The 24,859-nt window shown below is 69.6% G+C and carries 31 protein-coding genes, 1 tRNA gene and 1 other RNA gene; 16 read left to right on the top strand and 17 right to left on the bottom strand.

The features are described 5' to 3' along the window. Positions 1-3 precede the first annotated feature (3 nt). From HLH21_RS10100 to HLH21_RS10085, 4 genes are all read right to left on the bottom strand, one after another. Positions 4-1,089 carry a GlxA family transcriptional regulator gene (locus HLH21_RS10100; protein WP_220789761.1) on the bottom strand — a complete coding sequence of 362 codons (1,086 nt, stop codon included), beginning with the start codon at positions 1,087-1,089 and terminating at the stop codon, positions 4-6. Between the two features lie 185 nt (positions 1,090-1,274). Then, on the bottom strand, positions 1,275-1,691 hold the full coding sequence (locus HLH21_RS10095; protein WP_220789760.1) for a ketosteroid isomerase-related protein: 417 nt from the start codon (positions 1,689-1,691) through the stop codon (positions 1,275-1,277). A gap of 32 nt (positions 1,692-1,723) precedes the next feature. After that, positions 1,724-2,602 carry a carbon-nitrogen hydrolase family protein gene (locus HLH21_RS10090; protein ID WP_182943634.1) on the bottom strand — a complete coding sequence of 293 codons (879 nt, stop codon included), beginning with the start codon at positions 2,600-2,602 and terminating at the stop codon, positions 1,724-1,726. Further along, positions 2,599-3,264 carry a GNAT family N-acetyltransferase gene (locus HLH21_RS10085; RefSeq protein ID WP_306414191.1) on the bottom strand — a complete coding sequence of 222 codons (666 nt, stop codon included), beginning with the start codon at positions 3,262-3,264 and terminating at the stop codon, positions 2,599-2,601. Before HLH21_RS10085 ends, HLH21_RS10090 begins: the two co-directional genes overlap by 4 nt. A gap of 210 nt (positions 3,265-3,474) precedes the next feature. On the opposite strand from HLH21_RS10085, the gene HLH21_RS10080 reads away from it, so the two are divergent. Further along, positions 3,475-3,960 (top strand): low molecular weight protein-tyrosine-phosphatase, encoded by a 486-nt coding sequence (locus tag HLH21_RS10080; protein ID WP_182943633.1) that lies wholly within the window; start codon positions 3,475-3,477, stop codon positions 3,958-3,960. Between the two features lie 15 nt (positions 3,961-3,975). Beyond that, on the top strand, positions 3,976-5,097 hold the full coding sequence (locus HLH21_RS10075; RefSeq protein ID WP_343065126.1) for a PQQ-dependent sugar dehydrogenase: 1,122 nt from the start codon (positions 3,976-3,978) through the stop codon (positions 5,095-5,097). 15 nt (positions 5,098-5,112) lie between these two features. Here HLH21_RS10075 and HLH21_RS10070 read toward each other — a convergent pair whose 3' ends face one another. After that, entirely contained in the window at positions 5,113-6,210 is a 1,098-nt protein-coding gene (locus HLH21_RS10070) for an NADH:flavin oxidoreductase/NADH oxidase (RefSeq protein ID WP_182943631.1), read from the bottom strand. A 176-nt stretch (positions 6,211-6,386) separates the two neighbouring features. Here HLH21_RS10070 and HLH21_RS10065 point away from each other — a divergent pair, with 176 nt between their 5' ends. Further along, positions 6,387-7,235, top strand: coding sequence for an ABC transporter permease (locus tag HLH21_RS10065; protein ID WP_182943630.1), 849 nt, complete (start codon positions 6,387-6,389; stop codon positions 7,233-7,235). 4 nt (positions 7,236-7,239) lie between these two features. Then, complete coding sequence (locus HLH21_RS10060; protein ID WP_182943629.1) at positions 7,240-7,995, top strand: ABC transporter ATP-binding protein; 756 nt, start codon at positions 7,240-7,242, stop codon at positions 7,993-7,995. Between the two features lie 272 nt (positions 7,996-8,267). Here HLH21_RS10060 and HLH21_RS10055 read toward each other — a convergent pair. From HLH21_RS10055 to HLH21_RS10045, 3 genes are all read right to left on the bottom strand, one after another. Continuing rightward, positions 8,268-8,344: transfer RNA gene (locus tag HLH21_RS10055), tRNA-Asp, on the bottom strand. A 158-nt stretch (positions 8,345-8,502) separates the two neighbouring features. Next, positions 8,503-9,045: a carboxymuconolactone decarboxylase family protein gene (locus HLH21_RS10050; protein WP_182943628.1), complete on the bottom strand. Its 543-nt coding sequence runs from the start codon at positions 9,043-9,045 to the stop codon at positions 8,503-8,505. Positions 9,046-9,148: 103 nt separating this feature from the next. Beyond that, on the bottom strand, positions 9,149-9,691 hold the full coding sequence (locus HLH21_RS10045; RefSeq protein ID WP_182943627.1) for a peroxiredoxin: 543 nt from the start codon (positions 9,689-9,691) through the stop codon (positions 9,149-9,151). A gap of 132 nt (positions 9,692-9,823) precedes the next feature. Here HLH21_RS10045 and HLH21_RS10040 point away from each other — a divergent pair, with 132 nt between their 5' ends. From HLH21_RS10040 to HLH21_RS10020, 5 genes are all read left to right on the top strand, one after another. Further along, positions 9,824-10,756: a hydrogen peroxide-inducible genes activator gene (locus HLH21_RS10040; RefSeq protein ID WP_182943626.1), complete on the top strand. Its 933-nt coding sequence runs from the start codon at positions 9,824-9,826 to the stop codon at positions 10,754-10,756. 121 nt (positions 10,757-10,877) lie between these two features. Next, entirely contained in the window at positions 10,878-11,003 is a 126-nt protein-coding gene (gene ykgO / locus HLH21_RS10035; protein WP_012223099.1) for a type B 50S ribosomal protein L36, read from the top strand. A 95-nt stretch (positions 11,004-11,098) separates the two neighbouring features. After that, the gene (locus tag HLH21_RS10030) at positions 11,099-11,686 is read left to right on the top strand and encodes a tetratricopeptide repeat protein (RefSeq protein ID WP_182943625.1); all 588 of its coding nucleotides are present in this window, start codon (positions 11,099-11,101) and stop codon (positions 11,684-11,686) included. A 150-nt stretch (positions 11,687-11,836) separates the two neighbouring features. Further along, entirely contained in the window at positions 11,837-12,136 is a 300-nt protein-coding gene (locus HLH21_RS10025) for a type II toxin-antitoxin system RelE/ParE family toxin (protein ID WP_182943624.1), read from the top strand. Further along, entirely contained in the window at positions 12,133-12,435 is a 303-nt protein-coding gene (locus HLH21_RS10020; RefSeq protein ID WP_182943623.1) for an addiction module antidote protein, read from the top strand. Before HLH21_RS10025 ends, HLH21_RS10020 begins: the two co-directional genes overlap by 4 nt. A gap of 69 nt (positions 12,436-12,504) precedes the next feature. Here HLH21_RS10020 and HLH21_RS10015 read toward each other — a convergent pair whose 3' ends face one another. From HLH21_RS10015 to HLH21_RS09985, 7 genes are all read right to left on the bottom strand, one after another. Beyond that, the gene (locus tag HLH21_RS10015; RefSeq protein WP_182943622.1) at positions 12,505-13,671 is read right to left on the bottom strand and encodes an OmpA family protein; all 1,167 of its coding nucleotides are present in this window, start codon (positions 13,669-13,671) and stop codon (positions 12,505-12,507) included. A gap of 534 nt (positions 13,672-14,205) precedes the next feature. Next, the gene (locus HLH21_RS10010; RefSeq protein ID WP_182943621.1) at positions 14,206-15,186 is read right to left on the bottom strand and encodes a peptidoglycan -binding protein; all 981 of its coding nucleotides are present in this window, start codon (positions 15,184-15,186) and stop codon (positions 14,206-14,208) included. A 121-nt stretch (positions 15,187-15,307) separates the two neighbouring features. Next, positions 15,308-16,393: a flagellar motor protein MotA gene (locus tag HLH21_RS10005; RefSeq protein ID WP_182943620.1), complete on the bottom strand. Its 1,086-nt coding sequence runs from the start codon at positions 16,391-16,393 to the stop codon at positions 15,308-15,310. Continuing rightward, the gene (locus HLH21_RS10000) at positions 16,390-17,190 is read right to left on the bottom strand and encodes an OmpA family protein (protein ID WP_182943619.1); all 801 of its coding nucleotides are present in this window, start codon (positions 17,188-17,190) and stop codon (positions 16,390-16,392) included. Before HLH21_RS10000 ends, HLH21_RS10005 begins: the two co-directional genes overlap by 4 nt. A 98-nt stretch (positions 17,191-17,288) precedes the next feature. Then, on the bottom strand, positions 17,289-18,113 hold the full coding sequence (locus HLH21_RS09995; protein WP_182943618.1) for an inositol monophosphatase family protein: 825 nt from the start codon (positions 18,111-18,113) through the stop codon (positions 17,289-17,291). 150 nt (positions 18,114-18,263) lie between these two features. Further along, positions 18,264-18,830, bottom strand: coding sequence for an elongation factor P (gene efp, locus HLH21_RS09990; protein WP_182943617.1), 567 nt, complete (start codon positions 18,828-18,830; stop codon positions 18,264-18,266). A 39-nt stretch (positions 18,831-18,869) separates the two neighbouring features. After that, positions 18,870-19,976: a lysine-2,3-aminomutase-like protein gene (locus tag HLH21_RS09985; protein WP_182943616.1), complete on the bottom strand. Its 1,107-nt coding sequence runs from the start codon at positions 19,974-19,976 to the stop codon at positions 18,870-18,872. A gap of 47 nt (positions 19,977-20,023) precedes the next feature. Here HLH21_RS09985 and epmA point away from each other — a divergent pair, with 47 nt between their 5' ends. From epmA to HLH21_RS09970, 3 genes are all read left to right on the top strand, one after another. Next, positions 20,024-21,052: an EF-P lysine aminoacylase EpmA gene (gene epmA, locus HLH21_RS09980; RefSeq protein WP_182943615.1), complete on the top strand. Its 1,029-nt coding sequence runs from the start codon at positions 20,024-20,026 to the stop codon at positions 21,050-21,052. A 95-nt stretch (positions 21,053-21,147) separates the two neighbouring features. Next, positions 21,148-21,561 (top strand): hypothetical protein, encoded by a 414-nt coding sequence (locus tag HLH21_RS09975; RefSeq protein WP_182943614.1) that lies wholly within the window; start codon positions 21,148-21,150, stop codon positions 21,559-21,561. Between the two features lie 141 nt (positions 21,562-21,702). Then, positions 21,703-22,335: a fasciclin domain-containing protein gene (locus HLH21_RS09970; protein WP_182943613.1), complete on the top strand. Its 633-nt coding sequence runs from the start codon at positions 21,703-21,705 to the stop codon at positions 22,333-22,335. A 21-nt stretch (positions 22,336-22,356) separates the two neighbouring features. Here the strand turns inward: HLH21_RS09970 and thiE are convergent, their stop codons facing one another. Next, on the bottom strand, positions 22,357-22,983 hold the full coding sequence (thiE, locus tag HLH21_RS09965; protein ID WP_182943612.1) for a thiamine phosphate synthase: 627 nt from the start codon (positions 22,981-22,983) through the stop codon (positions 22,357-22,359). A 10-nt stretch (positions 22,984-22,993) separates the two neighbouring features. Then, complete coding sequence (locus HLH21_RS09960; protein WP_246379553.1) at positions 22,994-23,467, bottom strand: hypothetical protein; 474 nt, start codon at positions 23,465-23,467, stop codon at positions 22,994-22,996. A 66-nt stretch (positions 23,468-23,533) separates the two neighbouring features. Between HLH21_RS09960 and HLH21_RS09955 the strand changes: the two genes are divergently transcribed. From HLH21_RS09955 to HLH21_RS09940, 4 genes are all read left to right on the top strand, one after another. After that, complete coding sequence (locus HLH21_RS09955; protein WP_182943611.1) at positions 23,534-23,758, top strand: hypothetical protein; 225 nt, start codon at positions 23,534-23,536, stop codon at positions 23,756-23,758. 3 nt (positions 23,759-23,761) lie between these two features. Continuing rightward, positions 23,762-24,103 carry a cell division protein ZapA gene (locus HLH21_RS09950; protein ID WP_182943610.1) on the top strand — a complete coding sequence of 114 codons (342 nt, stop codon included), beginning with the start codon at positions 23,762-23,764 and terminating at the stop codon, positions 24,101-24,103. 9 nt (positions 24,104-24,112) lie between these two features. Beyond that, a non-coding RNA gene (gene ssrS, locus HLH21_RS09945) (6S RNA) lies at positions 24,113-24,269 on the top strand. Next, on the top strand, positions 24,256-24,855 hold the full coding sequence (locus HLH21_RS09940) for a 5-formyltetrahydrofolate cyclo-ligase (protein WP_182943609.1): 600 nt from the start codon (positions 24,256-24,258) through the stop codon (positions 24,853-24,855). The genes ssrS and HLH21_RS09940 overlap by 14 nt, the downstream gene beginning before the upstream one ends. Positions 24,856-24,859: the final 4 nt, after the last annotated feature.

Raw genomic sequence — 24,859 nt, 5'->3', positions numbered from 1 at the left:
GGTTCAGCGTTCCTCGAACAGGCGCACGCCCGCGCGTTCGCTGGGGCGTTCGGGCAGCAGGATCGGGGCCCCTCCGGCCGGGCGGCCCCGGCTGGTACGCAGGTCGCTGGGGCTGTGGCCGAACATCGACTTGAACTGGCGCGAGAAATGGGCGCAGTCGGAAAACCCGGTCTCGACCGCGACCTCGGTCACCGACAGTTCGCCCTGTTGCAGCAGCGCGCGGGCATAGCGCAGGCGGATCAGCCGGTAGAAATTGGCGGGCTTGACGCCCAGCACCGTATGAAACAGCCGTTCCAGCTGGCGCGATGAAATGCCCAGCCGGCCGGCGAGGTCGGCGATGGGGACGGGTTCGGCCATGTTCTGCTCCATCTCCAGCACCGCGCGGCGGACGCGCGGGTCGGCGATGTGGCTGATTTCGTCGATGACCGGGGGATGGGGCTGCAACGGCGCGCGGCTGCTGCGGGCGGGGCGGTCCAGCAGCAGCACGTGGCTGGCCTTCTTGGCCACCGGCCGGCCCAGGTGCCGTTCGATCAGATGCAGCGCCAGGTCGGCGGCCCCGCCGCCGCCCGAACAGGTGATGCGGTCGCCATCGACGAGGAACATATGGTCGCTGACCACGTGATGGTCGGGAAATTCCTCGGCGAAATCCTGGCGGTGATACCAGCTGACGCAGGACGAGCGGTCGGCCATCACGCCGGCGCGGCACAGCACGAAGACGCCGGTGCAGATGCCGATCAGCGACACGCCGGCGTCCGCCGCCCGGCGCAGGTAGCGGATGGTGGCGTCGTCCACCTGCCGCCGGCCGTGCAGCAGGCCGCCGACGACGGCGATGTAGTCGAATTCGGTCGGGTCGCAGAAATCGGAATTGCGCGCCACCGCGACCCCGCAACTGGAGCGTACCGGATCGGGCCGGCTGCTCATGATCTGCCAGCGGCACAGGATGGGGCGGCTGTTGTCGTTCTTGTCGGCGGCCAGGCGCAGATGGTCGATGAACAGCGAAAAGGCCGAGAGCGTGAAATTTTCCGCCAGGATCACGCCCACCCGCAGGCAGGGGCGTCCGGCGGCTTCGGCGGGTCTGAAACGCATCATGTCATGTTCCCGTGCAGCCGGCACCTCGTTGCGAGGCAGGATCGAGCCTAGGGAGCGTGTCGGATCCATACTTATGCCCAGACGACATATTCTGGTCCAGGAACGGCATCAGGACTTTGAAACGAACGGGATGCAAGGGCCGGGGCCCTTGCCGGGTCCGGGCAGCGCCCGACCTGCCTGCGCGATCAGGCGTCGCCGGTCACCTGCCGTGTCCAGTCCGGCAGATTGTAGAAATTGGAGATCCGCGCGACCTTGCCGTTGCGGACGGTGAAGAATGCGCCCGCCGGCAGCACGTAGGTCTGGCCCGATGCCGGGGGCAGGCCGTCGTCGGTGGCCAGGTAGGTGCCGTGCACCACGAATTCGGCGGCGGCGCGGGTGCCGTCGGCGTTCACCATCACCACCACGTCGGTGATGGTCTCGCGATAGCAGCGGTCCATCCGGGCCAGGAAGGCGCGGAACAGGTCCCGCCCCACCTCGCGCCCGCCCTGGTTGATGTCGTGCGCCACCTCGTCGTCCAGCAGGGCCAGGAAGGCGTCGCGGTCGCCGGCGTTGAAGGTGGCGTAATAGGTTTCGATCAGGGCGCGGGTGGCGTCAATCGACATGGGGGCCTCGTGGGGTCGGGGGGAAAGGGGGATCAGGCGGAAAAGCCGTGGAGGGCGGCGGGGGGCACATGGCGAGGCCAGTCGCGGCAGTTGCGGACCGCCCCGTCCTGGCGCACCGCCTCCAGCGTCGTGGGGTCGAGGGTGGCGAAGACCCAGCCCCCCGTATCGTTCGGGCCTTCGGCCACGATGCCGTCGGCGGCGAAGCCGCGATCCATCGGGCCGTAGATGCCGGCCGCGCCGTGGTTGTCGTCCAGCGTCGCCAGCCACGGCGCTGCGCCGACGGTGGGCGACACCGCGACGAAGCACTGGTTTTCCAGCGCCCGCGCGCGGGCCGAGATCCGCACGCGGTTGAAGCCGTGCGGGGTGTCGGTGCAGGTCGGCACCAGGATCAGCCAGGCCCCGGCCTCGATCTGCGCGCGGGTCAGGGCCGGAAATTCGGAATCGTAGCAGACCGCCGCCCCGATCCGCCCCCATGGGGTTTCGAAGACGCCGGGCGGATCGCCGGCCTGCACGCCCCAGGATTCGGTCTCGAACCGGGTCATGACGTGCTTGTCCTGGAAGGCGATGCGCCCATCGGGCGCGATCAGCGGCGCGCGGTTGCGGATGCGGCCGGCTTCGGGCCGGGGCAGGGTGCCGGGCATCAGCCAGACGCCGTGGCGGCGGGCGGCGTCGCGCATGATGGCCAGCACGTCGTCGCTGTGGCGGCAGAACGCCTGCAACTCCGCCGTCGGGTCGGGCTGCGTCGTCAGGGCGCCGGCGGCCTCCATGCAGGCGTATTCGGGCATCAGCAGCAGGTCGGCCCCGGCCGCGCCCTCGGCCACCAGCCGGTCGAGATGGGCGGCATAGGCGTCGAGCGAGGCGATGCGCTCGACCTGCCAGGCCAGCGCGCCCAGGCGCAGGGGGCGGGTCATGAGGGGAATCCTTCCGGGTCGGGGGGCAGCAGGCTGGGTGGCACCGGTGTGTCCTGCAAGGGCTTGATCCAGAAATCCAGCGTGTGCGCGCGTTCGGCCGTATCGCCCGGTTCGCGCCAGTCCAGTTCGCAGGACACGCCGGGCAGCGGGCGAAAGCCCCGGCGGCGCCAGAACCCGTGCAGCGAGGGCGCGTCCGCCGGGCGGGCAGGGTGGGTGTCGGGGCGGCGCACGGCGCAGAACACCGCGAAGTCCGCCCTGCCGGCGCGGGCATGGCGTTCGCGTTCGGCGAAGAAGCGCACGCCCAGCCCCTGGCCCCGCCAGGCCGGCAGCAGGACCGATTCGCCGAAATAGAAGAAGCGGTCGAGATCGAGCCCCCGTGCCGCGAACGGCGCGCGGATGCACGCCATCTCGTCGCGCAGGGGCAGGCAGGACGACGCGCCGACGATCCGCCCCCCGTCGCCGGCGGTGACGATGGCGGCGGCCGGGCTGCGGACATAGACGTCCAGATAGCGTTCCTCGTACGCCGGGTCGCCGCCGTCGTAGAGGTAGGGCCATTCGCGAAACACCGTGACGCGCAGGCGCGCCAGGTCGGGCAGGATCGCGGCGATGCCCGCGCCGGTCCGGGTTTCGATCACGACGGGCATCGTGGGCGTCATCTCCATGCAACGAGGGTGCGGCCGGCGGCGTTTGTCGGGGACACGCAAGGCAGCGATCGGAAATCGGAGCGGATCGTAACGATCCTGCCCGCCGGGCACCACACGGCAAATCGGCGGGCGGCATGGTCTTGTGAATTTGCGACGGCTCGACAGACCTGTCCGTCTCCCGCCATCATCGCTGCCGTACCGCGTCGTTCCGGAGGGAAAGAAATCGTCATGTCCGGCCGCCCCGCCATCCTGTTCGTCTGCATGGGCAATATCTGCCGCTCGCCCCTGGCCGAGGCGGCCTTCCGCGCCGCCGCCGCCCGGCACGGGCTGGATGTCGCCGTCGAATCGGCGGGCACCGGCGACTGGCATGCCGGCGAGCCCCCCGACCGCAGGGCGCAGGAGGTCGCCCGGCGGCACGGGATCGACATCGCCGGATATCGCGCCCGGATGGTGACGGCCGAGGATTTCCGGACCTTCAGCCATATCGTGGCGCTGGACCACACCAACCTGACGCATCTGCGGACCCGCCGCCCGCCCGACGCGACGGCGCGGCTGTCGCTGCTGCTGGATCACGTTCCCGGCCGGCAGGGGCAGGGGATCGCCGACCCCTATTTCGGGCATGTCAAGGATTTCGACACCACCTGGGCCGACGTCTCGGCGGGGGCCGAGGCCCTGGCGCGGGCGCTGGCCATGAATACCCAGTCCATGGAATAGACCCGGATGTCGCGGATGCCGTCATTCAGGACCCGGGCGGGCGCGGGATTTTTGCTGGCGCTGCTGGCGGGGGCCACCGCCGCGCGGGCCGCGCCGCCGATCGACCGGCTGCGCCTGCCGCCGGGGTTCCATATCGCGCTTTATACCGACCGGGTGCCCTCGGCGCGGGAAATGGCAGTGGGCGCGCGGGGCACCGTCTTCGTGGGGTCGATGACGGCCGGCGTGGTCTATGCCCTGACCGACAGCGACGGCGACGGCCGGGCCGACAGGGTGCGGGTGGTGGCGCGGGGGCTGACGATGCCGGTGGGCGTCGCGTTCCGCGATGGCGACCTGTATGTGTCCAACACCCGCAGCATCGTGGTGCTGCGCGGCATCGAGGACCGGCTGGACAATCCGCCGGCGGCGCAGACCATCGTCGCCGACCTGCCCTGGCGGGTGGGGGACCATGGCTGGAAATTCATCGCCTTCGGCCCCGACGGCAAGCTGTATGTGCCGATCGGCGCGCCGTGCAACATCTGCGATATCGGACATCAGTTCGGCCGCCTGATGCGGATGAACCCGGACGGCACCGGGCGGCAGGACGTGGCGTTCGGCATCCGCAACACGGTGGGGTTCACCTGGCAGCCCGGCACCGGGGCGCTGTGGTTCACCGACAACGGCCGCGACCTGCTGGGCGACGACGTGCCCGGCGACGAGCTGAACCGGCTGGACCATGTGGGGCAATCGTTCGGCTATCCCTATTGCCATCAGGGGGATGTGCCCGACCCGGTGTTCGGGCGCGGGCATCCCTGTTCGGACTTCACCCCGCCGGTGCTGAAGCTGGGGGCGCATGTCGCGGCCCTGGGGTTGCGGTTCTATGAGGGCGACAGGTTCCCCGCGTCCTACAAGGGCGGGCTGCTGATCGCCGAGCACGGGTCGTGGAACCGCAGCCGCCTGTCGGGCTATCGGGTCATGGCCGTGCGGTTCGGCCCGGACGGGGCGGTGGCGTCCTATACGCCGCTGGTCGATGGCTTCCAGGACGACGAGACCCCGTGGGGCCGCCCGGCGGACGTGCAGCCGCTGGCCGACGGCAGCGTGCTGGTGAGCGACGACGAGGCCGGGGCGATCTATCGCCTGACCTATGAGGGACCGGCCTAGGGCGGCGCACGCCCTTCAGGTGGGGCGATAGCGCGCCAGCCAGTGCGCGTAGGGGGCCGGCAGGGTCCAGGCGGCGTCCGTCCGCCCCAGCGTGCGGGCCGCCGCATAGGGCCAGTGCGGGTTTTCCAGCAGCGGCCGGCCCAGCGTCACCAGGTCCAGCGCGTCGTCGCGGATCAGCGCGTCGGCCTGGTCGGGCCGGTCGATATACCAGCTGGTGCTGGCCGGCAGGCCGCCTTCGGCGCGGACGCGGCGCGCCACGGGGGCCAGGAAGGCCGGCCCCCATGGAATATGTGCGGCCGGGGTCGAGAAGCCGATGCTGACGTCAATGAAATCCAGCCCGGCCGTGCGGAAGCGGCGCACCAGTTCGATGGCCTCGTCCAGTGTCTGGTCGTCGCGTCCGTCATATTCGATGACGCCCAGCCGCGCGCTCAGCGGCCGGTCCTCGGGCCAGACCTCGCGCACCGCCGCCAGCGTTTCCAGCAGGAAGCGGGCGCGGTTGTCGAAGCTGCCGCCGTAGGAATCGGCGCGATGGTTGGAATGGGGCGACAGGAAATTCTGCGCCAGGTAGCCGTGGGCGAAATGCAGCATCAGCCAGCCGAACCCGGCGTCGCGGGCGCGGCGGGCGGCGGCCACGAAATCCGCGCGGACCCGCACGATGTCGTCCTGGGTCATGGCGTGCGGGACCTTCGGCAGGTTGGCGCCGAAGGCGACGGCCGAGGGGGCGATCGTCGGCCATCCGCGCGGATCGTCCGGGGCGATATGGTCGTCTCCCTCCCACGGGCGGTTGGCGCTGGCCTTGCGCCCGGCATGGCCGATCTGGATGCCGGGCACGGCCCCCGCGTCCGCGATCGACCGGGCGATGGCGGCGAAGGCGTCGGCCTGCGCGTCGTTCCACAGGCCGGCGCAACCGGGCGTGATCCGCCCCTCGGGCGAGACGGCGGTGGCCTCGATCGTCACCAGCCCCGCGCCGCCGCGCGCCAGGCCTGCGTAATGCACGGCGTGCCAGTCGCCCGGCACGCCGTCGGTGGCGACGTACTGGCACATCGGCGACACCGCGATGCGATTACGCAGGGTGCGGCCCTTCAGGGTGAAGGGGGTGAAGATATCGGGCATCGGACGCTCCGTTGCTGCGAGGGAAATGCATGTTCGGCCAGACGGCGCGCGGCGGGAAGGGGCGCGCGCCGGGGGGCCGCCTTGCGCCATCCGGACGCCTTGCCTAAGAGGCTGGTTTGCCTGCCGCCGCCGCGCGCCGCCCGATGCCGGCCGGGGCGGCGCGTGAAGGAGCGATCATGGCGGACATCGACGGGACCCTGGCGGCCGAGCCCGTGCTGGACCTGACGCCCGAAACCGGGCTGCGCCACCTGTGGCGCGCGCTGGCGGACGTCGCCGGGGGGTGCCGCATGTGGCGGCTGGGCTGTACGCTGGGCTGGCTGGACATCAAGCTGCGCTATCGCGGGTCGATCCTGGGGCCGCTGTGGCTGACGGTGTCGACGGCGGTGATGGTGGCGGCCATCGGCTCGGTCTACGGCGCGCTGTTTCACATGGAGCTGCGTCACTACCTGCCGTTCCTGTCGATCTCGCTGGTCCTGTGGGGTTATGTCAGCGGCATCACCAGCGACGGGTGCCAGGTCTTCACCCGCGCCGCCGGGCTGATCCAGGCGGCGCGTCTGCCCTTCACGGTGCACGCCATCCGTTCGGTGGTACGCAATGTCCTGGTGCTGCTGCACAACCTGGCGGTCATCATCGTCGTCTTCGCGGTCTTTCGCCTGATGCCCGCGCATCTGCTGGCGGAAATACCGGTCCTGGCGCTGTGGGCGATCGACAGCCTGGCGCTGTCGCTGGCCCTGGGGGTGCTGGGCACGCGGTTTCGCGATATCCCCCCCATCATCGGCAGCCTGCTGCAGATCGCCTTCTTCGTCACGCCGATCATGTGGGAGCCGGGCCTGATCGTCGCCGGGCGGCAGTATATGCTGCTCAACCCGTTCTACCCGCTGTTCGAGATCCTGCGCGGGCCGGTGATGGGCGAGGTGCCGCGCCTGTCCGTCTGGATCGCGGCGGGGGGCTACAGCGTGGTGCTGTGGGTCGTCACGCTTCTTCTGTTCTCGCGCCTGCGGTCGCGGCTGGCATACTGGGTCTGAGACGATGGCTGGAATCGACGTTCGCGACCTGCGGATCGCCTTTCCCCTCTATCACGGCAATGCGCGCAGCCTGAAGAAGCGGCTGGGCCGCGCGATCTCGGGCCGGCTGGAGCATGACGCGCGCGACCGCGTGGTGGTGCGCGCGCTCAACGGCGTGTCCTTCTCGCTGCGTCCGGGCGAGCGGCTGGGGCTGATCGGCCGGAACGGCGCGGGCAAGACCACGCTGCTGCGCGCGCTGGCCGGGATCTACGAACCGGTGGAGGGGCGGGTGACCATCCGGGGGCGGGTCGGGGCATTGCTGGACACCAACCTGGGCATGATCGGCGAGCTGACGGGGCGGGAGAACATCCGCCTGCGCTGCCTGTTCACCGGCATGGCGGCCGACGCCATCGCGCAGGTGGAACGCGACGTGCAGGCGTTCGCCGAGCTGGGGGCGTTCCTCGACCTGCCGATCCGCACCTACAGTTCGGGCATGCAGGTGCGGCTGGCCTTCGGGCTGGCGACGGCCACCCGGCCGCAGATCCTGCTGATGGATGAATGGTTCATGGCGGGCGACGCCGCCTTCATGGGCCGGGCCAGGGCGCGGCTGGAGGGGCTGGTGTCGGGGGCCGAGATCCTGGTGATCTCGACCCACCAGCCCGATATCCTGGCGACATGGTGCACGCGCGTGCTGTGGATGGACCAGGGCCATATCCGCATGGACGGCCCGCCCGACGTGGTGTTGCCGGCCTATCTGGGCCTGGAAAAAGCAGGCACCTGAGAGCCCGACCGGAACTGCGCGCTGGCGGCGATCCGACGCGCGTTTCCTGTGCTCCGATGCTCACGGCCCAAAGGCCGCTCCGCTTCGGTGCTCGGCAACACACGCCGGGCGCTTCACTGCGTTCCGCTCTCGCTCGCCAGCCCACATTTCCGGTCGGGCTCTGAGGCCCGGCTGTTCGACACTGCGCGCTGGCGGCGATCCGACGCGCGTGCGCGCCGATGTGTTCGGCGTGGCCGGGCGGCGAATCGGTATGTGTGGGGATGGGAAAGGGATGGCGCGAGTGACGGGGCTCGAACCCGCGACCTCCGGCGTGACAGGCCGGCGCTCTAACCAACTGAGCTACACCCGCTTCGGCTTGGGGAGGAAGACCTCCCGTCCGTTCGTGGAGGGCGAATTAACAAACGTGGGCGGCTCTGGCAACCGGGTTCGCGCGAAAAAAAAGCATTGCCCGATCAAAAGCCGCGATCGGGACGCCGGAACGGCCTTTTGCGCTCCGGCGTCGGGCGGTCAGGTCGCCGGGGAATCGCCCAGGGCGAACGCGGCCTCGAGGGTCGCGGCGACGGCGTGGACGGTGGCCGCGATCCGGACGGCGGTCTGGACCTGCTCGGTCGACAGGCCGCCCTCGCGCACCACCTTCTCGTGGCTTTCGACGCACATGCCGCAGCCGTTGACGGCGGATACCGCCAGCGACCACAGCTCGAAATCCAGCTTTTCCACCCCGGGGCGGCCGATGACGTTCATGCGGAGCCGGGCGGGCATCTGGGCGTAGTCGCCGCCGATCATGTGCACGAAGCGGTAATAGATGTTGTTCATCCCCATGATCGCGGCGGCGGACTTGGCGGCGGCCAGGGCCTCGGGCGACAGGACGGCCTCGTATTCGGCCACGATGGCGCGGGTCACGTCGGCATTGCGCGATGCGATGGCGCTGGCGACGAACGTGCCGGCAAGCTGCTGCGGCGACAGGGTGATATCGTTCGCAAGGGAGCTCAGGTTGAGCCTCAGGTCCTTCGCATAATCCGGAAGGCGCTCCTTGAGCGATTCGATCGACATGATGGGTGTACCTGCTGTGGAATGGGGCCGCCGGCCGGCGGGCCTGGGGGGCGGCCGGCCGGCGGTTCGTGACAGAGGGTCCGGCGGGGCCGGACCCGCCCGATCAGGGCTTCAGGAAGGCTTCGCCCTGCTTCCAGTTGCACGGGCACAGCTCGTCGCTCTGCAGCGCGTCGAGGATACGCAGGATTTCCTGCGGATTGCGGCCCACCGACAGGTCGTTGACGCTGACATGGCGGATGATGCCCTCGGGGTCGACCAGGAAGGTCGCGCGGAAGGCCACGCCGGCCGACGGCGACAGCACGCCGCAGGACTCGGACAGCTCGCGCTTGATGTCGGCCAGCATCGGGATCTGCAGGCCCTTCAGGTCGTCGTGGTGCAGGCGCCAGTTCAGGTGCACGAACTCGCTGTCGATCGACACGCCGTAGACGACGGTGTCACGATCCTTGAATTCGCCGGCCAGCTTGCCGAACGCCACGATCTCGGTCGGGCAGACGAAGGTGAAGTCCTTCGGCCAGAAGAACACGAGCTTCCACTTGCCCGCGTCGGTCTTGTCCGTGATCTGGACGAAATCGCCCTTCAGCCCCTCGGGGCCGCCGGGAACGGAGGTCAGGTCGAAACTCGGAAATGTGTCACCGACTGTCAGCATCGGCTTGCTCCCTTGCATGTGTTGTCCATGGCGCGGCGCCGCGGATGCGCTCCGGCCTCGGCGCATATTCTATGGCGCTGATGCCGATATCATGCCAATGAATAATTTATATCCGGATGATCGAAGGAATCGATGACGCCCCTGCCATCCGCGCAGCAGCTTCGCTATCTGATCGCCCTGGCCGACCTGCGCCATTTCGGCCGGGCCGCACAGGCCTGCGCGGTTACGCAATCGACCCTTTCGGCCGGGATCCTGGCGCTGGAACGGCAACTGGACATCCAGCTTCTGGACCGCAAGGTCGGCAAGCGCGTGGTCTTCACCCCGATCGGGGACGAGGTCGCGGCGCGCGCCCGCCACGCGCTGGAGTCGCTGCAGGCGGTGCAGGACGTCGCCGACGCGTCGCGCGCGCCGATGACGGGGCTGCTGCGGATCGGCGTCATTCCCACCATCGGCCCGTTCGTGGCGCCGGGCCTGGTGGCGCGCCTGCGCCGGCAGTTTCCCCAGATCCGGCTGTCGGTGAACGAGGATTTGACCGGCAACGTGATGGACAAGCTGGTGCTGGGCCGGCTGGACCTGGTGCTGCTGGCCATGCCCTGCCCCTGCGAGGGGACCGAGACGCTGCCGCTGTGGCGGGATGAGTTCATGCTGGTGCTGCCGGCCCGCCACCCGCTGGCGGCCCTGAACGCCGTCCCCGTCGAGCAGATCGGCACCGAGCGGATGATTTTGCTGGAAGACGGGCATTGCCTGCGCGACCAGACGCTGGCGCTGTGCCGGCAGGAACGCGGCTGGAGCACCGCCGACGGCGAGGAGGAGTTCGTGGTGACCTCGCTCTATACCCTGGTGGACATGGTGGCGGACGGGCTGGGGCTGGCGCTGCTGCCGCGCCTGGCGGTCGAATCGGGAATCCTGCGCGACCTGCCGCTGGTGGTCCGGCCGGTGACGGGCTGCCGGGCGTGGCGTACCATCGGCCTGGCCTGGCGTCCGCACGCGCCCCGGGCCGCCGATTTCCGGCTGCTGGCCCCGCATATCCGCCCGCCGGCGATCGTGGCGCCGCCAGCGGACTGAAAAACGGGGCCTTTATCCCACTAAAACCGCCCCCTTCGCGCCGTGTGCGGTTGACTCTGCCCCGTGGGGCCGGTATTCGGCCCGTCTTTGCGGTGTCCTGCCGCCAGATGAGGGTCGGATCATGAAGATCAGAAACAGCCTGAAGTCGGCCAAGGTTCGTGACAAGGACTGCCGTGTGGTCCGTCGTCACGGCAAGGTCTATGTCATCAACAAGAAGAACCCCCGGATGAAGGCCCGCCAGGGCTGATCGTCCGGACGGCTTTGGCCGTACGGTCTTCCATGCATGACGCACGTGCCCGCGTTCCCGTCCGGATTTTCGGACGGAAATGCGGGTTTTCGTGTTTGTGCGCCCTGGCGGCGGCCCTGTCGCTGGGCCTGGGCGTTCCGGCCTTCGGGGCACCGGCCCCGCCGCCGGCCGGCACGCCGGCCCGGCCCGCCGCGCCCCCGGCGGTGCCCGACATCGCGACCCTGACCGCCCGGCTGGCGCATGCGTCCTCGCGCGCCGCCGCCGCCGAACTGGAAGCGCAGATCGAGCAGATGCGCCAGCAGCCCCTGTCGCCCACCACGCGGCTGCTGTTGCGCCGGGCGCAGGCCGACCTGGCCGACCGCAAGCCCCTGGACGCCGTGGCCGACCTGGATGACGCGCTGGTGCTGCAACCCGACATCGGCATCCTGTGGCGCGACCGGGCGCAGGCGCGGCTTGCGGCGCGGGACCTGGACGGCGCGGTGGCCGACCTGGGCGTGGCCCTGCACCATGACGGCGGCGACGCGGTCGCCTGGCAGATTTTATCGAACGTCGAGGAGCAGCGCGGCGACTGGAAGGCCGCCTACCAGGCCTGGCAGCAGCTCCTGGCGCTGAACCCGATGGCCGCCGACGGGCAGCGGCAGAGCGAACGGCTGAGGCTGAAAGCCTTCGGGCAACCCACCTGAAGCCGGCCTGAAGGCGCGGCTTGCCGGGGTCGATGCCAGCCGCCGAAAGCACGGATCGGGCTTGTCGGCGCCTATCGCGAACATCCGGGTTTAAAAGGCTATCCGGCGGTTGAGATTGACAACGGGCCGATTGTCTTCTATAGTTTACACATGGAAGTGAAAACCACACTTCAATTCCGAGATTGGCTTGCCAATCTCACGGACAGTCGAGCCGCTGCGAAGGTCAAAGCTCGTCTGGTTCAAATGGAAGGTGGTTCATTTGGCGATGTGAAGCCCTGTGGTGAGGGTGTTTCGGAAAGCCGGATACACTACGGGCCGGGCTATCGGCTCTATTTCGTTCAGCGGGGGGTGGTTCTGATCGTGGTCTTGGGCGGCGGAACGAAGAGAACCCAAGGCAGGGATATCAAGGCTGCCAAGAGGATCGTGTGTGAGTTGGAGGATGACCAATGAAGATTTCAGAATTGGAAGCATTCGATAGCACCGAGGCTGCGAAAGACCCCGTTGTTCAAGAAGAACTGTTGAACATGGCGTGGGAAGATGGTGACATTCCTGCCCTGACTCATGCACTGGCCGTTATTGCCAAGGCACGGGGAATGGCAGAAACTGCGAATAAAGCCGGAATTACCCGTCCGGCACTCTACAAAGCCTTATCCGACAAGGGGAATCCAAGCCTGTCCAGCCTTCTCGGTATCATGAAGGCACTCGACATAAAGGCGACGTTTCACACATCAACCTCATATGCCGGATAGCCGTTAAAGAAGGGAGGCGCCCGAAGGCACCTCCCTGTTTTTCGTTCCGTGTGCCCGGAGCAGGCCGGATTAGCGGAGAATGATTTCCACGCGGCGGTTCTGCGGCTCGCGGGTGTTCGGACCGGTCGGAACCAGCGGGCGGGTTTCGCCGTAGCCATGGATGTCGATGGCGGCGGCCGGGACGCCGTCATGGATCAGTTCGGCCTTTACGCTTTCGGCACGACGCAGGGACAGGCCGAGATTGTACTTTTCGCCGCGCGGGCCGGGGTGCGCGGCGGAGTTGTCGGTGTAGCCGTTCACTTCGATGCGGGTCGTCTGGACGTGGGTGGAGGCCTGGGCGGCTTCGGCCACGATCTGGCGTGCCCGCGCGGTCAGGGCGGACTGATCCCAATCGAAGAACACGAGGTAGGAGCGCGACGGCAGCGGCGCCGGCGCCGTCACGACCGGAGCGGCCGGCGGCGGGGGCGGCGGAGCGGTGTTGAACGCGTAGCGCAGACCGATCATGAACAGGTGGTTGAAGCGATGGTCGGAGCTGGTATCGGAGTTAGGGTAGTAATAGCTCTGACCATAGCCGCTGATGTTGTAATACGACGGGAACTGACCATTCCGGAAGGACCCCGGCTGGCCGATCATGCGGTACTGGGCGGTCACCTGGAGGCCGGGGACGCCCGTATCGAACGCGGCGCCGACGATCGCCTGATAGGCAAACCCGCCGCGCGTGCCGCTGAAACCATTGGAGGACGTCCAGCCACCATAGCTGGCGTTGCTATAGTGAGCATGTTCCTCCGTCCACAGGTAGCCTGCGCCGGCCCCGAGGAACGGGGTGACCGGGACATCGATGTTGAACAGCTTCTTCAGGTCGAAGTCGTACAGCACATTGACGAAGCCACCGTAGGACGAATCCTTGCCGTGAAGGGGATCGTTGGACCCGAAACCGGCGGTGCCGCCCAGGTTGGAGCGAAGGTAGGTGCCTTCGATTTCAGCGCGCAGGCCGTTGCCGAAACCCCAGCCGAAGGAGCCGTAGCCGGTCCAGCCATTCTTGTGACCGACTTTATAGCCGTAAGACTGGGCCGGCCCGTACTGGTCGGCGGGGTATTTGTCCTTGAAGGTCTGGGTCTGGGTCAGGTCGTAACCGCCGCCGATGTCGACATACGGACCGGTGATCGTCGTGGCGGACGCGATCGCCGGAGCCGCTGCCATCAGGGTGGTTGCAAGTAACATTGTGCGGAGACGCATCTTTAGCCCTCAATATGTCATCCGAGATCTATTCGTCGATCGTTCAACGAGGCAGATCGCCGGATGCCTCGAAAAATACAAGGCGAGTCTTTCCCGTGAATTCGGGAAAATGAGCGGTTTATGCTCGCATCGGATATGGGGCATAGAAGGGATTTCGTGACAATGGCTCATTACGCAGCATGAATATGCATACATTACATATGCCATACTATTGCTCTTGGAGCCTGATCGGAAATGCGGGCTGGCGGCGATCCGACGCGGGTTTTCTGTGCTCCGATGCTCACGGCCGACAAGGCCGCTCCGCTTCGGTGCTCGAAAACACACGCCGGGCGCTTCACTACGTTCCGCTCTCGCGCAAGGGCCCACATTTTCAAACAGGCTCTTGGACGTCATGTTCGTGGCGGTGGTGGAACGGGTGCCCCGGCGCACGGGCGGCAAGGGCCGCGGCCTTGCATCCCGTTCGTTGCATGAAGTCTGGGGTTTCCAGAGGGCGATGCCCTTTGGCGGGCTTCAGGGCAGCGCCCTGAGGCGTGGCTACCGGTCGGTCAGGCGGAATTCGATCCGGCGGTTGCGGGCGAAGGCGCTCTGGCTGTTGCCGCCGTCCAGCGGCTGGAAGTCGGCGAAGCCGGTGGCGGCCAGATGATGCGGGCTGATGCCTTCGGCGATCAGCAGCTTGACCACGGTGATGGCGCGGGCGGACGACAGTTCCCAGTTGCTGGCGAAGGCGCTGTGGATCGGCTGGCGGTCGGCGTGGCCGTCCACGCGCATGATCCAGGGAATCGACGCCGGGATCTGCGCCGAGACCTGGTGGAAGGTGCGGGCCAGGGTGCGGATCTCGGCCACGCCCTTGGGCGACAGTTCGGCGCTGCCGGGCGGGAACAGGACTTCGCTTTGGAACACGAAGCGGTCGCCGACGACCTGCACGCCCTCCTGGTTCTTCAAAATATCGCGCAGGCGGCCGAAGAATTCCGAACGGTAGCGTTGAAGCTGCTCGACCTTGTCGGCCAGCGCCACGTTCAGCTTCAGGCCCAGGTCGTCGATCCTGCGCTGCCGGTCCTGGATTTCGGTCTGCGAGATCTCCAGCGCCGCCATCGCGGTCGAAAGCTGCTGGCGGATCTGTTCGAGCTGCGACCCCAGGTCGGCGACCTGCTGCTGGCTGGCCTGGGCCAGCCGGGCCTGGTTGTCGCGTTCCGACGTGCTCTGCGCCACCTGGGCGGTCAGCGATGTCTCCATCGCCTCGTCCTTTTCGTGCGCGGCGCGCAGCGAGGCGACCGAGAGTTCCAGCGCGTGGGCGTGGCCGCGTTCCAGCGACAGCATGTCGTTCAGATGGGCGACCTGCTGGGCGAGCTGTTCCATCGCGCGCTGCCGCTTGTTCAGGGCCACGGACAGGAAGGCCTGCCCCAGCACGAAAACCAGCAGCACGAAGATGATGACCATCAGCAGGGTGGACAGGGCGTCCACATATCCCGGCCAGGCATCGAGCCCGGCATGGGTCTGGCGGCGGCGGCGTGCCATGGGTGTCGGTCCCGTCCGTTAAATCGTCATCCGGCGGGGCTGGGGGCCCCGCCGGACGAGGATGATCGTCAAAACAGTCGTCGGAAGCCCCTGCGGCGGCGGGGCGGTGGGGGCGCTGCCGTCAGGGCGCGCGCGCCCCGGCGGGGGCGGCCGCGGCCACGGTCCGCGCCAGCAGCCGCAGGTCGTTGCGGATGTCGGTCGAGACCTGGTTGCGGCCCTGTTCCATGTCCGACAGCATGCGGGTCAGCAGCATCTCGATGCCGCGCAGGTGGCCCTGGGCGGAGTCGTCGGCCATGCGCTGCATCAGGGCATGGCTGGCGCGCATCGTGTCGGTCATCGTGCCGATCCGCTCGTTCAGGCTGCCCAGCAGGGCCTGCTGCTGGATGCGGCCGTCCTCGCCGCGGGCGATGAGGTTCTGCAGCTTTTCCAGGTTCTCGGCGGTCTGCTCCAGCAGGGCCTGGACGTAGGCCGGCACGCCGGCCTCGCTGCCGTCGGCGTTGGCCAGGGCGGGCGAAATGCGGGTCAGGCCGGCCAGCCATTCCTCAAGCTCGTTGAAGAAGCGGTTCTGCGCCTGGCCGGCCGTCAGGTCCAGGAAGCCCAGCACCAGCGCCCCGGCCAGGCCGAACATCGAGCCCGAGAAGGCGGTGCCCATGCCGTGCAGCGGCTGCGCCAGGCCGGTCTTGAGCTGGTCGAACATGACGTTGAGGTCGGCCGCGCCGACGGACAGGCCGCCGATCACGTCGGCGATCGACCCCACGGTCAGCAGCAGGCCGTAGAACGTGCCCAGCAGGCCCAGGAAGATCAGCAGCCCGGTCATGTAGCGGGACAGTTCGCGCCCTTCGTCCAGGCGCGACGACAGGCTGTCCAGCATGGACTGCATCGCCGGGGTGGACAGCACCAGCCGGTCGGTGCGGTTGCGCGTGGCCAGCATCGAGGCCATGGGCGCCAGCAGCTTCGGCGGGGTGGGCTGGGCCAGGCCGGCGCGGGGCTGGCGCAGCGTCTCGACCCACCGGACCTCGGGGATCAGGCGCAGGACCATCCGGACGTTCCAGGCGATCCCGAACGCCAGGATGCCGAGGATCAGCCCGTCGAGGACCGGGTTGTTGAAGAAGGCGGAATACAGCGTGCGCCACAGCGTGGCGGCCACCAGCAGCACGGCGGCCATGAACAGGGCGATACGCAGGATGTAGGTCGTGGGGTGGGTCACGGGTTGGGCCGGAGCTCCGTAGGGGCGGGAGGGGCAGAGGCGATCACATTCGAGAGGGTCACGTCAACATGATCCGGCGCCGCATCGTCCGGCGGCGGCCCCGACAGGCCGATGGCGCGGACGTAGATGCGGGTCGAGGCGACGCCGGCGTGGATCAGGATCGAGCGGATGGCCAGCCCGCGCGACAGCGAGACCCGGCGTGGCGTCGAGGCGTCATCGGGGGTGCCCGAGGCGTAGGCGTCGACCTGCCCCCGCGCCTCGGGCGCGGCCAGCAGGGCGGCGGCGAAGGTTTTCACCCGGTCGATCATCGCCGCGTTCATGTCGGCGCTGCCGGGGGCGAAGGTCAGGCGCGTGCCGCCGCGCAGGTCCCGCACCGTGCCCTGGGCGGTGGGGACGACCGGCGTTTCGGGCGGCGGCGGCGACGGGTGCAGGGGGACGCTGATCTCGGGCGGCCGGATGATCGGCGGCGGCGGCGGGGCGGCCGGGATGGTGGGCGTGGGCGGCGGATGCGCGGCCGTGGTCTTCGCCACGGCCGGGGCCGGCGTGCCGCTGGAGGGGCGCGCGGCGTGCGGTCCGTGCGGTGCGGGGCCGGTCCTGGGGTGCGCCGGGGCCGGATGCGCCGTATGGGCGGCCGGGGCCGGCCCCAGGCCGGACAGGGCGCTCTCGTTGGTGACGACCTGCGCCAGGGCCGGATGTCCGGCCAGCGCCCCGGCCAGTGTTCCGGTCAGGGCGACCAGCAGGCAGGCCGGGACGAGGCGCGCGGCGCGGGGGCGTGCGGAAGGGAAGGGATCGGGCATGACCGGGGCAGCCTAGAGCAGATCGCCTCCGGGTCGAAGACCCGAACGCGGGGGGAAACCCTTAAAATATCCGCCCGATGTCGGGTCAGGCCGCCCTCTCAGCGGGCGAGGCTGTCGGCGACCAGTTCGCGCAGCGGGGCGTGCAGGTGGCTGTTGCCGGCCACGACATTGACCACGTCGCCCAGGTCGTCGAGGTCCGCGCCGTCGGGGTCGGTGGCGTAGCCGCCGGCCTCGCGCACCAGCAGCAGGCCCGCCGCGCAGTCCCAGGGCTTCAGCCCCAGTTCCCAGAACCCTTCGTAGCGCCCGGCGGCCACCCAGGCCAGGTCGAGCGCCGCCGCGCCGAAGCGGCGGATGCCCGCGACCTGCGGCATCAGCGTCCCCAGGGTCCGCGCGAAGGGCAGGCGGCGCTGCGCCGGGACCTTGGCGAAGGGAATGCCGGTGGCGAACAGGGCTTCGAGCATGTCGCGCCGGGCGGACACGCGGATGCGGCGTTCGTTGAGGAAGGCGCCCACGCCCTTCTCGGCCCAGAACATCTCGTTGGCGGCGGGGTTGTAGACCAGGCCGGCCACCATTTCGACGGTGCCGTCGGGCAGGCGGCGTTGCAGGCCGATGGAAATGGCCCAGTGGGGGATGCCGTGCAGGAAGTTGGTGGTGCCGTCCAGCGGGTCGACGATCCAGCGCCAGGTCCAGTTGTCGCTGCCCGACTCGCCGCTTTCCTCCATCAGGAAGGCATAACCGGGGCGGGCGCGGAGCAGTTCCTCGCGGATCGCCGCCTCGGCCCGCAGGTCCGCCTGCGACACGAAATCGCCCGGCCCCTTGATGCTGACCTGAAGCTGCTCGACCTCGCTGAAATCGCGCAGCAGGCGACGCGCGGCCTTGTGGGCCGCGTTCTGCATCACCGTCATGTGGGGAGAGAGTCGCATGGCCACGTCGGTCGGTCCTGTCTGGTTCGTCGGTGAGGAAGGGGGCGGAGAAATCGGCGGCGCGGACGGGTGCTCCCGCCGCGCCGCATGGAAAGGTCTAAAGCATCGGGCGGGCGGTTGGAACGATCCCGCCGCCTGCCGCGCGCGGTCTCAGCCCTTGGCGCGTTCCACGTAGGTGGAATCCTCGGTGCGGACCACGATGCGCTCGCCCGCCTCGATGAACGGGGGCACCATGGTCTTGACGCCGTTGGACAGCTTGGCCGGCTTGTAGGACGAGCTGGCCGTCTGGCCCTTCACGACCGGATCGGCCTCGACCACTTCCAGCGTGACCTGGGCGGGAAGCTGCACGCCGACCGGGTCGCCTTCGACCAGGTTGATGACCAGCGTCATGTTGTCCTGAAGGAAGGGGGCCTGGTCGCCCAGCAGTTCCAGCGGCAGCAGCGTCTGCTCGAACGTCTCGGGGTCCATCAGGACGATGTTGTCGCCGTCCATGTAGGAATAGGTATATTCCCGTTCCTCGGTCAGCAGGCGCTCGACGGTGTCGGCGGTGCGCCACCGTTCGTTCGTCTTGTTGCCGGTCTTCAGGTCGCGCATCTCCACCTGGATGAAGGCGCCGCCTTTGCCCGGGGTGATGATCTGCTGCTTCAGGACTGTCCAGCGACGGCCGTCGTGCTCGATGACCTGTCCGGCACGGATCAGGTTCGCCTGCTGTTTCATGGGGGGCCCTGTCTGACGTGTGGGATGAAAGGCGGGCTTCTAGCCCTCTCGCGCGCCGAGGGCAAGGTTGGGGGCGGATTCCGCGTCGAGTTTGTGCAGCCCCCCCGCCGGATCGCGGACCGCCAGGCCGTCGGCGGCGGGTTCCAGATAGTCCGGGCCGAGGGGCACCTTGCCGTGGCCGCCGGGGATGTCCAGCGTGTAGGTGGGCCATGCCAGCCCGGTGACGCGGCCGCGCAGGCCCGCCAGCAGGCGCCGGCCCTCGGCGATGGGGACATGGAAATGCGCGGTGCCGGGCGCGGGGTCGAGCTGGTGCAGGTAGTAGGGCTTGATCCGGGCCTCGACCATGGCGCGGAACAGGCCTTCCAGCGCCGCAGTGCTGTCGTTGACGCCGCGCAGCAGGACGGACTGGCCCAGCACCGGGATGGCCCGGGCCTGGATGCGGCGCAGGGCGGCGCGGGCGGCGGGCGTGAATTCGCGCGCGTGGTTGGCGTGGACGACCAGCCACATCGCCCGGTCGGTTTCCAGCGCGTCGGCCAGTTCGCCGGTGATCCGGCCGGGGTCGGCGACGGGCACGCGGCTGTGCACGCGGATGGTGGTGACATGGGCCATGTCGCCCAGCGCCCGCACGATGGCGCCCAGCCGCCGGGGCGACAGCATCAGCGGGTCGCCGCCGGTCAGGATGACCTCGCGGATGGCGGGGTGGGCGCGCAGCCAGTCCAGCGCGCGGGCCAGGGCGTCGTCGTCCAGCACCCCGCCGTCGGGGCCGACATGTTCGCGCCGGAAGCAGAAGCGGCAGTACAGCGGGCAGACCAGCAGGGGCTTGAGCAAGGCGCGGTCGGCATAGCGATGCACGATGCCCGGCACGGGCGACAGCGCGTCGTCGCCGATCGGGTCGGCGCGTTCGTGCGGGGCGGTCAGCAGTTCGGCCGCGTCGGGGATGACCTGCCGGCCGATCGGGTCGTCTGGGGCCTGGATCAGGTCGTAAAAGGCCGGCGGGATGGCGGTGGCGTAGCGCCGGGCCACGTCTTCCAGCACCGGGGCGGCCTCGGGCGGGACAAGCCCGGCGTCGAGCAGGTCGGGGACGCGGCGCAGCGTCCGCCGCGCCGGGGTGGACATGCTGTCGGGAAGGTTGACCGATCGTGTCATCGGCTGGCTCTACTCTGCCGGTTTTCGTCCTGCAACAGGAGTCGCGCATGACCGACGGGATCACCCCTGGCCGGCCCCACCGCCCCCGCGATCCCGACCGGATCGCCGAGCGCCTGGCGCTGCTGCGGCGGCGGGCGCTGGTGGCGCGGGGGGTGCGGGCGTTCTTCGACGCGCGCGGCTATCTGGAGGTCGAGACCCCCTGCGCCGTGCCGACGCCGGGCGAGGAGGTGCATCTGCAGGTCTTCCGGACCGAGCGCGAGCATCCCGACGGGACGCGCCAGCCCCTGTTCCTGCAGACCAGCCCCGAATTCGCGATGAAGCGCATCGTCGCGGCGACCGGCCTGCCGGTGTTCCAGCTGGCCCGCGTCTGGCGCAATGCCGAGGGTAGCAATCTGCATGCCCCGGAATTCACCATGCTGGAATGGTACCGTCCCGGCGCCGACCTGGCCGCGCTGATGGACGAGACCGAGGCGCTGCTGCGGGCCGTGCTGCCGCCGGCCCTGCGCCGCGCGGGGCAGGACATCCGGATCGGCGAACCGTTCGCGCGCCTGACGATGGCCGAGGCGTTCGCCCGCCACGCCGGCCTGGACCTGCTGCCCACCGAAGGCGACGCCGGGGCCCTGGCCCGCGCCGCCGGCTGCGCGCTGCGCGAGGGCGAGAGTTGGGAAGACCTGTTCTTCCGCCTGCTGATGGAGCGCGTGGAACCCGCGATCGCCCGCGACCGGCCGACCTTTTTGACCCACTGGCCCGCCAGCCAGGCGGCCCTGGCGCGGCGCGATCCGTCCGATCCGCGCGTGGCCCTGCGGTTCGAACTCTATGCCGGGGGCATGGAGCTGGCGAACGCGTTCGAGGAACTGACCGACCCGCTGGAGCAGCGGCGGCGGTTCGTGGCCGACCGCGCCCGGCGCGCCGAACTGTATGGCGACGACCCCGATCGGACATGGCCGATGGACGAGGCGCTGCTGGCGGCGCTGGACGACCTGCCGGCCTGCGCGGGCATCGCGCTGGGCTTCGACCGTCTGGTCATGCTGGCCGCAGGTACGTTACGGATAGGTGACGTCTTATGGATGGGGTGAATTTTTTGTAATGTTCCCGCTTGGGCTTACTCAAGGCGGAGTATGTTCAGATTAATCGGTTTTCAATCTCTTTCTCGTATGTCGGTATCGCAGTCATGAAATACGCGTCGATCTTGCCATTGGCCGCCTTGCTCGCCCTGACGGCGTGCGAGGTTCCGTCGCCTCAGCAGAGGCAACTGCTCAACTCGATGGTCGGACGTGACGAGGTGGACGTGATCCGCACGTTCGGCGTGCCGACCCGCGCCTACGAGGCGCAGGGCCATGTCTTCCTCGCTTATATCGACAGCCAGACCAGCTATTCGCCCGGCAGCGTCGGCTGGGGCTGGGGCTGGGGCGGCGGCTGGGGTGGCGCCGGCTGGGGCGGCCCCGGCTGGGGTGGCTGGGGTGGCCCCGGCTGGGGCTGGGGCGGCGGGTTCCCGCCCAGCTATTACACCAGCACCTGCCAGACGACCTTCGAGGTCGTCGCCAGCAAGGTGTCGGGCTGGACGATGCGCGGCGACGGCTGCTGACACCGGGGCGCCGGCGACGACGGCCGCCCGCCATAAGGGGAGACGGGCATGGGCGGCTGCGGCGCCGGGCGAACGGGTAGGGCTGGCGGGGCGCGGGGAAGGGGTCGGGTTTTCGGCCTGATCCTGGCGGGGCCGCTGCTGATGGGTTTGGGAGGCTGCGGCGGCAATCGGGTCCAGGACCCGTTGCTGGTGCGCGGCAGCACCGAGGCGGCGGCCATTCCCACGGTTTCGGTGGAACGGACCTACGCCCCGGCACGGGCCTACGGCCTTCCCGACAGCATCGTGGCCTATGGCGCGCCGGACACCCCGGTCTATCGCGACCGCCCGCTGGACGAGAATCTGCGTGGCAGCGTGGAGCTGGCCGATTACGTCCGGGGCCTGGACCGCGCCGGCCTGCTGCCGCTGCTGCGGGAGGCGGGGCCGTTCACCGTCTTCGCCGTGCCCAACGACCCGATGGAGGACCTGGCGCCGGGCCGGTCGGGCGGCGTGCCGGCCCTGCCGGTGGACACCCTGCGCCGGACGCTGGGCTATACCCTGGTGCGGGGCGCGTACCCCGAGCCGGTGCTGCGCGCCATGATCGCGGCGGCGCCGGGCCACCGGGTGGGGCTGCGGACGGTCGATGGCGCGGTCCTGCTGGTCTGGGCCGAGGCCGGGACCGGGCAGGTGCTGCTGGGGAACGGCGGGGGGCAGGTCAACCGGCTGTGGGTGAGGGGCGTGCCGCAATCCAACGGCGTGCTGTACCTGACGCAATCGGTCCTGTCGCCGCCTTCATGACGTCTGGAGGGCTGCGCCCGATCAGCCGGCCGCGATGGCGGCGTTCATGGCGCGCACGCCGGCCGCCGGGCCTTCGGGATGCGACCAGACGGCGCCGATCACCGCCAGGAAATCCGCGCCCGCCCGGACCAGCGGGGCGCAGTTGTTGGCGGTGATGCCGCCGATGGCGACCACCGGCAGTTCCATCATCGTCGTCCACCAGCTCAGCAGGTCGATATCGGCCCGCACGTCGGTGTCCTTCGAGGCGGACGGGAAGAACGCCCCGAAGGCGACATAATCGGCCCCGGCCTCGCCCGCGCGCATCGCCATGTCGCGGCTGTCGTAGCACGACACCCCCAGTTGCAGGTCGTCGCCCAGCAGGGCGCGGGCCTGGGCGGCGGCCATGTCGTCCATGCCGACATGCGCGCCATCGCATCCGCTGTTGCGCGCCAGGTCGGGGCGGTCGTTCAGGAGGAAGGCGACGTCGCGGCCCTGCGCCACCGGGCGCAGGATGTCAATGGCGCGCCGGATGGCGTCGTCCGACGCGTCCTTCAGCCGAAGCTGGACGGCGGCGACGGGGCCGGCGTCCAGCGCGCGGGCCAGTTCGGGCGCGAGCGTGGCCGGGTCGAAGGCGGGCGGGGTGACGAGGTAGAGCTGGCAGTCGGTCATCGTGCGCCCATCATAGGGCGGGACGCGGCGATGCGACAGGTGCATTCGCCGGGGCAGGGTCGGGCGGGGCGACGCCCAGCAGGTCCCGCAGCCGGTCGGGCGGCGGGAAGGGGTCCAGCGTCAGGCTGTCCGGCCGGCCGATCAGGCAGGTGGCGCCCAGCGTGTCGGCCAGCAGGCGCACCGTCGCCAGTTGGGGACAGGCGGGAGACAGCACGATGTGGCGCAGCCCCAGGCGCAGGGCCTCGGCCGCGCGGCCCGCCGCCGGCCCGCAGTCGAGGAAGGCGGGCAGGTCGGCCCGCAGGTGCGCCCCGGTGTCCGCGACCAGCGCCCGCCACCAGGCCGGCCCCATGGCGCAGCCGGCGTCGGGCGGCGACAGCAGCACCCAGCCCCGCGCGTTTCCCCCGGCCAGGGCGTCCAGCACGGCGCGGAGCTGGAGCGCGGAACCGACGGTCACGGCGCGCGGCGCGGATATCGCGTGGATCATCGCTTGACGTTGAACCGCGCGCGCGCGATTTCTTCAAGAGGATCATGATGGGCGGGAAGCACGTACGTGGCGCAATCTGAGGGGGCCGTCGAGCCCGCCGATCGGCTGGAACAGGCGCTGAACCGCATTGCCTTCGCGCTGGATCGCCGGAGGCCCGGCCCCGGGGCCGGGGTGGCAGCCGAGGGGCAGGCGGTTGACCTGCAGGCCCTGGCGGCCAACATCGACATCCTGATCGCCCGGATCCGCGACGTGATCGGCGACGATGTTCTTCCGCATGACGAGGAGCGGTGACGCATGGCGCAGGTGACGGTTCGCATCAACGGCTATTCCTACGTCGTCGGCTGCAAGGACGGGCAGGAGCGCCATCTGCAGGCCATGGCGCAGGAGGTCGAGCGCCGGATCGAGCGCATCCGCGCCATCGGCGGGCAGAGCGGCGAGTCCCGCATCCTGGCGCTGGCCGCCCTGCTGATGGCGGACGAGATCCATGACCTGTCGGCCGAGAAGATGCCCGAAGACACGTCGCGGCAACTGACGGAGGCCCGTCAGGTCCGCGTCGAGAACGACCGCCGCCGCGAACAGCTTGCGCTTCTGGTCGAACGTGCCGAAAGCATTGCGACGGCGCTGGAACGTGACTAGATTACAGGGGCGGGGCTGCCGGACTTGTCAGGCAACTCAACCCCTGGGCCGATAAGCACTTCCTTAGGGAGCTGGCTCTGACGTGATCCTGGTCATGTTACCTGGCGCCCACCTGCACTTGCAGGTCCGGGAGGGCTGAAAGACCAACGGTCATGGTGGCTCCGCACGTTTCCTCCCCTGATTCCGATCCCCCCGTTCTGGCGGCGGCCAAGGCCGACCTGCGCCGGCGGCTGATGGCCGGCCGCGCCCCGCCGGCGGCGGCGCATGCGCGCGAGGCGCTGTGCCGGCGGATGCTGGGCTGCGTGCGCGACGCCGTGCCGGCCGGGGCGGCCGTCGCCGCCGTCTGGCCGCTGCCCGGCGAGATCGACCTGCGGGCGCTGTGCGCGCACCTGCATGACGACGGCTATCGCGTCCTGCTGCCGGAGACGCCGCCGCGCGGGCAGGCCCTGCGCTTCCGCCTGTGGCGGCCCGGCGCCCGGATGGTGCCGGGCCGGTTCGGCACCGCCCATCCCGACGGGCCGGCCGGCCGGCCCGATTTCGTGTTCGTGCCCCTGCTGGCCTTTGACAGGCGGGGGTTCCGGCTGGGATACGGGGGCGGGTATTACGACCGCACGCTGGCCGGCCTGGCGCCGGTGCCGGCGATGGGGTACGGGCTGGCGGCGCAGGAAGTGCCCGAGGTGCCGACGGGGCGCCATGACATCCCGCTGCCGGTCGTGGTGACCGAGCGGGAAACGATCCGCTGCGGCGCCTGATGCC

This window comes from Gluconacetobacter johannae (assembly GCF_014174305.1).
In the GTDB taxonomy this organism is placed as follows: domain Bacteria; phylum Pseudomonadota; class Alphaproteobacteria; order Acetobacterales; family Acetobacteraceae; genus Gluconacetobacter; species Gluconacetobacter johannae.
The sequence above is the reverse complement of the archived record's forward strand: the minus strand, read 5'-3'. Positions and strand labels throughout refer to the sequence as shown.